This is a genomic window from Marinicella gelatinilytica (genome assembly GCF_026410405.1).
GTDB lineage: Bacteria > Pseudomonadota > Gammaproteobacteria > Xanthomonadales > Marinicellaceae > Marinicella > Marinicella gelatinilytica.
In genome coordinates this window covers 15,816-27,061 of sequence record NZ_JAPMLN010000022.1, presented here as the reverse complement: position 1 = coordinate 27,061, position 11,246 = coordinate 15,816, and the positions used below count along the sequence as shown (strand labels likewise).

10 protein-coding genes are annotated in these 11,246 nt (G+C 42.4%); 4 read left to right on the top strand and 6 right to left on the bottom strand.

Annotation, left to right across the window (positions count from 1 at the left end):
- Positions 1-89: 89 nt before the first annotated feature.
- The gene (locus OS173_RS12705; RefSeq protein ID WP_267184666.1) at positions 90-635 is read right to left on the bottom strand and encodes a hypothetical protein; all 546 of its coding nucleotides are present in this window, start codon (positions 633-635) and stop codon (positions 90-92) included.
- Positions 636-1,028: 393 nt separating this feature from the next.
- Here OS173_RS12705 and gpmA point away from each other — a divergent pair, with 393 nt between their 5' ends.
- Positions 1,029-1,799, top strand: a complete 771-nt coding sequence (gpmA, locus tag OS173_RS12700; protein ID WP_267184665.1) for a 2,3-diphosphoglycerate-dependent phosphoglycerate mutase — start codon at positions 1,029-1,031, stop codon at positions 1,797-1,799.
- 15 nt (positions 1,800-1,814) lie between these two features.
- Positions 1,815-3,719 carry a 1-deoxy-D-xylulose-5-phosphate synthase gene (gene dxs, locus OS173_RS12695; protein WP_267184664.1) on the top strand — a complete coding sequence of 635 codons (1,905 nt, stop codon included), beginning with the start codon at positions 1,815-1,817 and terminating at the stop codon, positions 3,717-3,719.
- A 31-nt stretch (positions 3,720-3,750) separates the two neighbouring features.
- Here the strand turns inward: dxs and OS173_RS12690 are convergent, their stop codons facing one another.
- Together OS173_RS12690 and radC are read right to left on the bottom strand one after the other, a co-directional pair.
- Positions 3,751-4,290 carry a hypothetical protein gene (locus tag OS173_RS12690; RefSeq protein ID WP_267184663.1) on the bottom strand — a complete coding sequence of 180 codons (540 nt, stop codon included), beginning with the start codon at positions 4,288-4,290 and terminating at the stop codon, positions 3,751-3,753.
- 51 nt (positions 4,291-4,341) lie between these two features.
- Complete coding sequence (gene radC / locus OS173_RS12685) at positions 4,342-5,016, bottom strand: RadC family protein (protein WP_267184662.1); 675 nt, start codon at positions 5,014-5,016, stop codon at positions 4,342-4,344.
- 326 nt (positions 5,017-5,342) lie between these two features.
- On the opposite strand from radC, the gene dut reads away from it, so the two are divergent.
- Both dut and OS173_RS13350 read left to right on the top strand, forming a co-directional pair.
- Positions 5,343-5,798, top strand: a complete 456-nt coding sequence (gene dut / locus OS173_RS12680) for a dUTP diphosphatase (RefSeq protein ID WP_267184661.1) — start codon at positions 5,343-5,345, stop codon at positions 5,796-5,798.
- Between the two features lie 3 nt (positions 5,799-5,801).
- On the top strand, positions 5,802-8,183 hold the full coding sequence (locus OS173_RS13350) for a phosphomannomutase/phosphoglucomutase (RefSeq protein WP_323373194.1): 2,382 nt from the start codon (positions 5,802-5,804) through the stop codon (positions 8,181-8,183).
- Positions 8,184-8,202: 19 nt separating this feature from the next.
- Here the strand turns inward: OS173_RS13350 and OS173_RS12670 are convergent, their stop codons facing one another.
- From OS173_RS12670 to OS173_RS12660, 3 genes are read right to left on the bottom strand one after another with little or no spacing between them, the layout of a single operon-like run.
- The gene (locus OS173_RS12670; RefSeq protein WP_267184660.1) at positions 8,203-9,759 is read right to left on the bottom strand and encodes a PH domain-containing protein; all 1,557 of its coding nucleotides are present in this window, start codon (positions 9,757-9,759) and stop codon (positions 8,203-8,205) included.
- Complete coding sequence (locus OS173_RS12665; RefSeq protein WP_267184659.1) at positions 9,756-10,247, bottom strand: PH domain-containing protein; 492 nt, start codon at positions 10,245-10,247, stop codon at positions 9,756-9,758. Before OS173_RS12665 ends, OS173_RS12670 begins: the two co-directional genes overlap by 4 nt.
- Entirely contained in the window at positions 10,237-11,127 is an 891-nt protein-coding gene (locus tag OS173_RS12660; RefSeq protein ID WP_267184658.1) for a prohibitin family protein, read from the bottom strand. The genes OS173_RS12665 and OS173_RS12660 overlap by 11 nt, the downstream gene beginning before the upstream one ends.
- Positions 11,128-11,246 lie beyond the last annotated feature (119 nt).

Sequence of the window (11,246 nt, the reverse complement as noted above, 5' to 3'; positions counted from 1 at the left end):
TTATGGGCTTGAATAAGCTCAATCCATTGTTCTTTGCTTCGGTAAGTTTTGCTCATGTAATTCACTGTGTTAAAAACACACAGTGTGCATCAGACATCAGAAAAATAGTAGAATGGGGTTCGCTTGGCGCTTACGTTTATTTTATCAATTTCGGTGTCCGTAAAATTCTCACTGTGAACTAGACCAAAAGTATTAAGAGGTATAGAATCATGTACTAAATGATGATAGCTTTTTACAAACGTTGACTCCTGATCAATTAAGACAACTTGTAAATCAAACTGAGGTGATTGACTATACATATAGTCAATCATCTTTTTTAATTGTGTTATGTTCTGACGATAAATATTATACACCTTCGAATCATCTTTAAAAAACCACAATTGTATTTGTTCAAAACGTTCACATGGCGCCCCAAACTCAACAGTCCAATTTTCAATTTCAAAGTTATTTATTTTTTTATAACAGCCAATATTTTTATGCTCCTGATCATCAGTCATATTAATTTTAGAGTAAGCCCAGCCAAACTTTCCAATATAAAACCCACTCACAATATTGATTAAATTCACCTCTCTATCCTTTGCATGTATGCATTCAACAAAAAGCATCAGAATGATAATTAAACACCCTTTTTTCATTAGCTAAACCACTTTTAAAGTCATTGCAACAAAATCATATTAACAAACATGTAATTAACCCGTGGTGCATTTGGAAGAAACCAAAACAAATGTTGTCATATCGACCGAGCGAAGCGAGTGGAGATATCTCCCAAAGTTTAAAATTCTGACTAAATTGAGAAGATTCCTCCATTCGCTTCGCTTAGTCGGAATGACGAGTCGTCTTTTTGGTTATTAAATCATGTTTATTTACCATTTATCGCTCCAAATGCACCACGGGTGTAATTAATAATTTATGAACTGTCAACTCAATTATTTTTTATAAGAGCATATCGGGCACCTTATTAGGCGTATTTAACAAGGCAAAAATACTGCTTATGATATAATGAAGCGTTTTTATTCCAGATTAAAGATATGATTAAATTGGTGTTGTTGCGGCATGGGGAAAGTGAGTGGAATTTAGCCAATAAATTCACCGGCTGGAAGGATGTGGATTTAACGGACACCGGCCGAGCGCAGGCTAAACAAGCCGGCGAACTGTTGGCTGCAGAGGGTTTTGAGTTTGATCAGGCTTATACCTCGGTGCTTAAACGGGCCATCAAAACTTTGCACATCACCATGTCTGAACTCGATCAGCTTTGGGTGCCGGTAACGCGCAGTTGGCGTCTTAACGAGCGGCATTATGGTGCTTTACAAGGATTGAATAAGGCTGAGACTGCGGCTAAATACGGGGATGAACAGGTACATATTTGGCGTCGGAGTTATGCCACACCTCCGCCGAAACTGGATTGGGATGACGAACGCAATATTGCCGGTGACCGGCGCTACGCATCGTTAAGCAAAGAACAAATTCCTTTGGGCGAATGTCTGGCGGATACCGTTGATCGTGTGATGCCTTATTGGCAGCAGGTGATTGAGCCGGAATTAAAACAAGGTAAACGCTTAATTATTGCGGCACATGGTAATTCTTTGCGGGCCATTGTTAAATATTTGGACAAAGTCTCAGATGAAGCTATTTTGAAACTCAATATTCCCACCGGCGTGCCTTTGGTTTATGAATTAGATGATAATTTACAGCCCATTAAAAGTGAATTTTTAGGCGATCCCGATGAATTGAAAGCAGCCATGGACGCGGTGGCCAACCAGGGTAAACAAACCCAAGGTCAGAAGCATAAAAGTAATTAAACGAGTTAATAAACCATGAAGAACAATTATCCGCTGTTAGATAAGATTACGATTCCGGCCGATTTAAGGCAGGTTGATGAACATGACTTACCGCAAGTAGCGGATGAATTGCGTGCCTATTTGATTAATCACATCGCTCAATGTGGTGGGCATTTTGGCTCGGGCTTAGGTACAGTAGAATTAACCGTGGCTTTACATTATGTGTTTAATACGCCCGATGATCGCATTGTCTGGGATGTGGGTCATCAAGCTTATCCACATAAAATCCTGACTGGTCGTAAAGACCGCATTACCTCCATTAAACAAAAAGATGGTCTGGCGCCGTTTCCTAAACGCTGCGAGAGTGAATACGATACTTTTGGTGTCGGCCACTCATCCACTTCCATCGGTGCGGCTTTGGGCATGGCTTTGGCCAGTCAAATTAAAGGTGAATCGCGCCAATGCGTGGCGGTCATCGGAGATGGCGCCATGACAGCCGGTATGGCGTATGAAGCCTTGAACCACGGCGGTGAAGTGGATAACGATATTTTGGTGATTCTCAATGAAAATGAGATGTCGATTTCACCGAATGTCGGGGCATTGACCAAGATGCTGATTAAAATTGTCAGTGGTCGCACTTATAACCGCATGCGGGAGCAATCCAAACGTATGATGCGACGTAATTCATGGTTGTGGCGGTTTTTATCGCGCTGGGAAATTCACACCAAAGGTATGTTTGTGCCCAATACTTTGTTCGAAGAACTCGGCTTCCATCATTTAGGCCCCATTGATGGCCATGACACGGAACAATTGGTGAATACGTTAAAAGTGGCCAAGGACATTAAAGGCCCAAAATTGCTACACATCATCACCAAAAAAGGTAAAGGCTACAAACCGGCTGAAGAAGACCCGATAAAATACCATGCGGTCAGCCCGTTTGATCCGGCAGTGGGCATGAAGCCCAAAGCCAAACCCAGCAAACCCAGCTACACCGAAATTTTTGGCCAATGGCTCTGTGATATGGCGCGTCATGATAATCATTTAGCAGCCATTACCCCGGCCATGCGGGAGGGTTCAGGCTTAGTGGAATTTTCAAAACTCTTCCCCAAACGGTATTTTGATGTCGGCATCGCTGAGCAACATGCAGTGACCTTAGCGGCCGGTATGGCCTGTGAGGGCATTAAACCGGTGGTGGCGATTTATTCCTCATTTTTACAACGTGCCTACGACCAACTCATACATGATGTCGCCATTCAGGAATTGGATGTGTTATTTGCCATCGATCGCGCCGGTATCGTCGGCCCTGACGGCGCCACCCACGCCGGCAATATGGATTTAAGCTTTTTAAGATGTGTACCCAATATGGTGATTATGGCACCGGCCAATGAAAACCAATGTCGTCAGATGCTGTACACCGGATATGACCATAAAGGCCCGGCCGCAGTTCGTTATCCGCGTGGTACCGGACCAGGTGTCGCCATAGACAGTGAAATGACGGCTTTACCGATTGGGCGTGCTGAGCGCATCCGCAAAGGCAACCAGCAGATTGCCTTTTTGTCCTTTGGTGCGTTATTAGATCAGGTTTTATTGGCCGCTGAAAAATTCGATGCCACGGTGGTTGATATGCGTTTTGTGAAACCTTTGGATAAAACCATGATTAAACAAATTGCCAATAGCCATGCGCTTATTGTAACGGTTGAAGATAATGTTGTTGCCGGTGGCGCCGGCAGTGCTGTCAACGAAGTATTACATGCCTTAAATATTCAAATACCGGTACTGAATTTAGGTTTACCAGATTATTTCCAGGAACACGGTAGTCGCGAAGAAGTTATTGAGGAAGCCGGTTTAGATGCTGAAGGCATTCGCAGACAAGTTAAAAAATTCTCGCAATGCAAAGATGATAACGGGCAACTACTGTACTTACAAAGCCATAATAAGTAATTATCTGGAATGAAACATCAACGCCATATAATCAGCGAGATTTACCTAAAATATATTTGGTCATTTCATGTTCCGGATAATGCCATTTCAGGTAATTTTTGTAACTCTGGATCTTTTTAGGAACACCTTTTTCATCCAAATAATTAATAATAGCCACCAAAGCATCAACAAATGACTCGATGCGCGTTTCTTTGCGCATCATGCTATTTATAATGTAGATGGCGTTATTTTCAAAGCCATGGGTGGCAAACACCACGCCCAACTTAGACAAGGTTTCATCATCTAAATTAATACGTCCCTGAGTGGTGGTCATGTATTTGACAAAATCACTGTGAATTTTTTCGCCGGACACGTCAAAGCGCATTTGTAAATTAAAATAATCCACGGCCGCTTCATGATGCAATTCATCAAAGGGAATGTATTTACCGTACTCAAATCGCAACCTGGCCAAGTCTAAACTATTGGGGTATTTAACAAAGGTTTTTGCCAATAGTTTTAAGGCTTTTTTATATTTGCCTTTTTCGATTAATTTTTCAGCTCGGTCAATCGGATTTAAACGCTTAAAGAACACGTGTGGGTTTAGTGTATTAAAGTCCTTAGCTTACCAAAAAAACCGGCTAATTTATATCATTTGATGGCTGGCCATAGAAAAAGTCTGTTGTCGGCCAATAATAAAATGATCCAGAACCTTAACATCTATCAGCTGTAAGGTTTTCACCAATCGCACTGTTAAATCTCGGTCCGCCTGAGAAGGTTGTACGTCACCCGAAGGGTGATTATGAGCAAAAATAATGGCGGCGGCATTGTATTTTAAACAATGTTGGGCCACCACTCTGGGATAAACCTGAGCGCTGTTAATACCGCCATTGAATAAATAATCAAAACGCAATAAACGGTGTTTACTATTCAACAACAAACAAGCAAATCGTTCATGCTCACATGCTTCAAAATTATTCAGTAAATAGTCATTCACATGGGCCGGGTCGGTAAAGCTGTGACTTTCATGCCATTGTTCATTAATGGCACGTTTAACCAACTCTCCGGCGGCTTGTAATTGAGCATATTTGGCCATGCCTAAGCCTTTGACTTGTTTAAAATCCGCCAATGAGGCATCTAAAATACCTTTTATACTGCCAAATTGATTAATCATTTGTAAAGCAAGGGTCATGACATCGGTGCCGGCAATACCGGTACGCAAAAATATCGCCAATAACTCCGCATCACTTAAGTTAGCGGCACCGGTGGCAATCAATTTTTCTCGTGGGCGGTCTTTGCTGGCTAATTCTTTTATCATCATGCCACTACAAACTCCTCAACAATAATTTAAATGTCTATTGTCACCACTAATTTTTCACATTGCTATGGACGTTTTCCGATAACCATGTAAGCTGTGATGACCCAGAAGTCTATATCTTCCATAAAACAATGACATAAAATATATTTAAAAGCGTTTAAAAATTGTCACTTTGTTAAAGAAGCCTGCTCCATATCGGCGTATTCAGTGTCTTTTATCGTATAGAATAACTAATTTATGATTCTTTTTTTAAAGACGTGGAATAATGTACAAGTCTCAATTAAAATCCTTAAATTGTGATAATCTTGGGTAACACAACGACAATTGCCATGACAGAAATAGACCTACAAGTTTTAGATAAAAAGTTCCATCAGGAATTTGATTTGCCACGATATGCCACCAAAGGTTCGGCAGGTTTGGATTTGCGTGCTTGTATTGAGTCAGATCTCACATTGGCAGCCGGGCAAACAGAACTGATTGCGACCGGGTTAGCCATCCATATCAAAGACCCTAACATCACTGCCATGATTTTACCGCGCTCGGGATTGGGGCATAAAAAAGGCTTGGTTTTGGGCAATTTAGTGGGCTTAATCGATTCTGATTACCAAGGTCAATTATACGTATCTTGTTGGAATCGCTCACAACAACCGGTGACATTAGCGCGCGGCGATCGCATGGCCCAATTGGTTTTTGTGCCGGTGATTCAAGCGCAATTTAATCAAGTTGATGGCTTTAGCGATAGTGACCGCGGTGACGGTGGCTTTGGCCACAGTGGAGTCAGCTAAAAAATGGACATCAAAAACTTATTGGCTAAACTCAATAAACCGGTTAACAAAAAGTCAAAGCAAGAAAGTAGCGAAAAACCAACCAATTCTCTGGACTTAAAATCCCTGCTTCATCTAAAACCTGCAGACGAATTGCTGTGGACAAGCTTGGCTCTGGTGGCACTTTTATTGACCTTGTTTTTTGCTTATTTAACTTATCAAAACCTCATCAGCCAACAGGTCAGTTCGGGTTTAAGCAAAACCGCACAAGCGGTGGCCGATAATGTCACCGGCAAACTACAAACCATTAATCAGACAGCGGCGGAAATTGTTAAACATAATCCCAATAATCAGGATGTTGTTGGACTTATTGAAGAACAAGTGCCTGATACACTACGGGTTCTTCGCGTCACTGAACCCATCGACGGTATAATGCCTGACCCTGAGTTTCCCGGTATTAACTATGCCACCTTGGATATGCTGAAACAAACCAGTGAACAACAACAAGAATTGTTACCTGAAATTCATTTATATGGCCAAAAGAACCAATACCTAAATTATGTTTTGATTCAACAACCGGAACAAGCTTACGTTGTCATTAGTTATCCGGTCGAAAAATTAGTGAATTACGACGCTGTGCAAGTTAACAAAGGTGAAGTAAAGCTGGTACAAAAATCCGGCCGTTGGAGCACGGTAACGTTAAAACAATGGGGCAACCGCAACACTTCAGAAGCCGCCAATGAACATGAAATAAAAATTCCCGAATCAAATTTTTATGTACTCTATGCCACCCCACAAGCCGCTGCCGGTTTGTTTAAACTAACCCTATTAGGAAGCATCATTGCCACTTTTGCCGGGGTATTATTAACGGTGGCCTTTTTCTTAAAACGGCGACAACGCATCCAAACAATGGCGACCAAAACAGCAAGCCAAGACAAAAAGAAAGCCAGTCATTATGTTCCGCGTGCCGTCAGCGAGGACAAAAAACACACTTCAGAAAACCAAGATGAGCCACAACAAATGACCCACAAAAAACTTCCCGATCCATCTATTTTTAAAGCCTACGATATCCGTGGCATTGTTGATAAAACCTTGACTCGCGACACAGTCATGCAAATTGGACAAGCCATTGGCACAGAGAATATAAACCGTGGCCGCCAATCTCTGGTGGTGGCGCGTGATGGTCGCTTATCGGGACCGGATTTATTGAATGCGTTAATTCAAGGCGTTAAAGCCAGTGGTTGTGATGTGATTAATATTGGTGCGGTTCCCACCGGTGTTTTATATTTCGCCACCCATCACCTTGAAACCGGCTCAGGCGTAATGCTCACCGGCAGCCATAATCCACCTGAATACAATGGTTTAAAAATCATGTTAGATGGTGAAACCCTGGCCGGTAAACTGATAACCAATCTCTATGACATGATATGTGAGGGCGACTTACTCACCGGTGATGGCAATGTGCAAGAACTTGATATCGCAGATGATTATATTGACTATATCAGCTCTGAAATCCAATTGGAAAAAGAGCCAACAGTGGTGGTCGATAGCGGTAACGGTATCGCCGGCCCCATTGCCATTGATGTCTTAGAAGAGATTGGTTGTAATGTCATTCCACTACACTGTGAAGTGGATGGCGAGTTCCCCAATCACCACCCGGATCCAAGCATTCCGGAGAACCTGGAAGATTTAAAAGCCACCTTAAAATCGGTTGATGCCGATATCGGGATTGCTTTTGATGGTGATGGCGATCGGCTTGGTGTGGTTACAAAATCAGGTGAGATAATTTATCCTGACCGACTTTTAATGCTGTTTGCTAAAGATGTATTAACGCGACAACCAGGATCCAGCATTATTTTTGACGTTAAATGTACTGCACATTTACCCAAATCCATTGTTAAAAATGGCGGTCTGCCCATCATGTGGAAAACCGGTCACTCCTTTATGAAAGCCAAACTCAAAGAAACCGGAGCCGCATTGGCCGGTGAAATGAGTGGACACTTCTTCTTTAATGAGCGCTGGTTCGGTTTTGATGACGGCATCTATGCAGCGGCTCGGTTATTGGAGATTTTGGACCAGGAAACCGACACCCCTCAAGAGGTATTCGACACTTTGCCCAAAGGTGTCAGCACCCCTGAGCTTAAAGTGGAAATGGCGGAAGGCGAACATTATATGTTCATGAAAGAATTTGAAAAACGGGTGAAGTTTGAGGACGCTAAGATCACCACCATTGACGGTATCCGTGCTGACTTTGAAGATGGCTGGGGCCTGGTTCGTTGTTCTAACACCACCCCATGTTTAGTGATTCGTTTTGATGCTGACAATGAAGCCGCTTTAGAACGAATTCAAGAACAGTTCAGAGAGCAACTGTTAAATGTCAGTGCTGATTTAGAGTTGCCTTTTTAGGCCAATAGCTGATTTGCTGTCACCACACAAATCGACTGTCCGCAACCTGCTTGGTTAAGGTTTGGTAAATTGGTTTTATGTCTGAATCATAGACATAAAACAAACGCACCGGTTGTGCCATCTGATTAGAACCGGCGGTATCCACCATCAGTCGCGCCATGCCATAACGTCGATCAAAGGGTGATTGTTGCCAGGTAATATTCTGGATTTTATTAATAGTGGCAAACTGAAAGTGATGAAAGAAAACCCCCAGACGTGTGCCCAGCAGCTGTTTATTATGGGTATAAGCCGCGGCTTTGACGTATCGAACGGAGTACCAGTATAAATAGGGTATCAGCAGCAATAATAACAAAGCTTTCCAACTGAAAAAGTAAGCAACCGGCACCATAGCAAGCAATAACACCAACAATGTCTTTTTAAACATCCGTCTTTTGCCTTTCGCTGCCACCGGTTGCCAGTTGATGGCTTGCCAATCAACTTCAGATTGAATCTGACTCAAAAAATCCGCCACTTGGCTTTTCGGTATTAATGGTGCCAGCCAATGCATGCTCATGGCATTATTTTCGGTGACACCGCCGGCAGTTTCCATTTTAATGGTGACCTGACCAAATAAGCGGTGCAAAGGACTTTGGCTGATTCGAATCAATTGAATGCGTTTAATCGGCACCGTCGCTTGACGATTGGTCAGTAGTCCGGTTGTGATGTGTAATCGCTCACCTTTTTTGTTTAAAGTAAAATCATAAAACTGTAAAAAGGCAAAAGCGATGGAAATAATCAACAACACAATGACACCGGCAATGAACCAGAGACTGCCATACAAAGCCCAGGTTTGCCAGCCCCACATCTCCATATGAAAACCACCAATAAATTGCGTTAAAAAAGCCATACTTTGCTCACGCAAAGCCACATTTTGAAATAGGAAAGAGAACAAAATACCAAGTGGCAATAACGCCTTCAAACTAATTAAACCGCGTCGCAGAACTTGTTGAGGCGACATATAAAATAAAGCGTTTTGTTCATCTGACAGCACTGTTTCATCGGTGATTTCATCACCATCAGGTTGCTGAATATGACTGCTTTTATCTGCAATAAAGCGATGTATATATTCGGCCTGTTCAGTAGAAATAACCCGAATCAGTGCTTCAGGCGTTTGCCCCGAAGCCGATTCTAATTGTAACGTCGTGACATTCAGTAATTTATGCAGTACATTTCGCTCGCTGGTGATATTCTGAATCCGTTCATAAGGCACTTGTCGCAGGGATTTAAACACAATACCCGATTTAACCACCAAGCGATCTTCTTCTAACCAGTAATGAAAAAACCAATACTGAACAATACTAAATAAAGATGCAAAAACCGCAATGCCAATAAAGATGCGATCTTGTAAGCCACCACTGGTGCCAAAATAAGTCGCCACCAAAGGAAAAATACTTTTCTTCGCAGCCTCAATAAACAGAAATATCGGCGACACCCGTGCCAGACGATAACCTTTGGTTTTTAAGTCAGACTTTTTAAGCCCAGACTTAACTGTTTCAGGTTTTTGTGAAACCGTATTTTTTGATTCAGACTGACTCAAACCGTATCGCCCTCTTGCATTGTCAGTAATTGATCCCGCAATTCATGCGCCTGCTCCACCGACAGTCCCGGCAGACTGGTTTGGGCATAATGGGTGCCGGCGGTATTAACCACTAATTTGGCTAAGTCATAACGACGATCTAAGGGCCCGCTGTTAACATCCACATGCTGTACCCGGCTAATTGGTATCGCCACTTGATGTTGCCAAAACACACCCCGATTAATGGCCAATCGCTCATCATCTAACTGATAACTGTATTTTTGATACCAATGTTTAAGGTAGGCATTTAACAACAGAAACAAAACCGCTAAAACAACAATCCAACCCACCGTAGCAAAATACCAGGGAATTGACCACAAGACCCCAAAGACAACACTTAGAATGGTGACAACAACCAGGCAAACAACCAGGCCAATCCAGCGAATAATCCGTAAATAATCCGGCTGTAACGATTCCATACCTAAGTCTGTTTGTTGCTTATTTATCATCAGACATGTGCATTAACGGCAAAGGTTGCGCCGCATTGCTATCGATAAAATAAATTTTACTGGCAGGATCTTTGGAGATGCTTTTCAGCGCTTCCAAAGCCTGTAGTTTGACATAATTGGGGTTACTACCAATCGCGGTATTAATTTTTTCAATTTCATAGGCTTGGGCATCCGCCAATAAGCGACGTTTGGTGGCTTCTTCTTCGGCCGCTTGGCGTTGCGCTTCAGCCGCTGCAATCAATTGTTGCTGCTCAGTCTTATAACGTTCTAATTCAGCTTTTTGTTTTTCCACTTCTTGTTCACGTTCTTTCTTGGACTCAATGGCTTTAGTGATAAACGGTGGCAAAGAAATGTCGCGAATAAGAACCGCTGACACTTGTATGCCCTTAGGTTCCAAATATTCGGATAAACCAAACGTTAAATCTGTCTGTAATCGCTCCTGGGTTTCTTCTAAAAAGAAATCCTCAGCCCGGGCAATGGATTTACCCTGCTCACGCAATAGTGAACGCAGCTTAGGTATCAGTTGAACCTTAATCATGCTGTCAATTGACCCGGTTTCCTTTAAAATCATATTCGCCATCTGACCATTCAGCCGATATTGAACTGATACATCAATGGTGGTCTGTAATTGATCTTGTGACGGTACTTGCGCCGATTCGGAATGGGTTTTCTCTCGCACATCAAATTCATGGAATTTAAATAAAGGATTAACCGGAATGTTTAAGCCTTCGGGGTAAGTTTCTGATTGCACTTCACCAAATAAGGTGGCAACAGAGACATGCCCCGCCGGCACACTCACCCAAAAACGTGAAGCCAATAAAATAATGGCAATAAACACCACACCAATAATAATTTTAGCAATTGGAATTTGTTGATCCATGGAATACCTCTTTTTCAATAAAAAGTGATTGTAAACGATTCAGCGCTAAACCGCGCCTGTCAAAAGTCATATCCTACAAAATAAAAAACCCGCGAAATGCGGGCTTTTTTTGTCACTAA

Coding starts and splice junctions, on each gene's coding strand:
- gpmA (WP_267184665.1), top strand. CDS start 1,029: ATGATTAAATTGGTGTTGTTGCGGCATGGGGAAAGTGAGTGGAATTTA.
- dut (WP_267184661.1), top strand. CDS start 5,343: ATGACAGAAATAGACCTACAAGTTTTAGATAAAAAGTTCCATCAGGAA.
- dxs (WP_267184664.1), top strand. CDS start 1,815: ATGAAGAACAATTATCCGCTGTTAGATAAGATTACGATTCCGGCCGAT.
- OS173_RS12660 (WP_267184658.1), bottom strand. CDS start 11,127: ATGGATCAACAAATTCCAATTGCTAAAATTATTATTGGTGTGGTGTTT.
- OS173_RS12665 (WP_267184659.1), bottom strand. CDS start 10,247: ATGATAAATAAGCAACAAACAGACTTAGGTATGGAATCGTTACAGCCG.
- OS173_RS13350 (WP_323373194.1), top strand. CDS start 5,802: ATGGACATCAAAAACTTATTGGCTAAACTCAATAAACCGGTTAACAAA.
- OS173_RS12705 (WP_267184666.1), bottom strand. CDS start 635: ATGAAAAAAGGGTGTTTAATTATCATTCTGATGCTTTTTGTTGAATGC.
- radC (WP_267184662.1), bottom strand. CDS start 5,016: ATGATGATAAAAGAATTAGCCAGCAAAGACCGCCCACGAGAAAAATTG.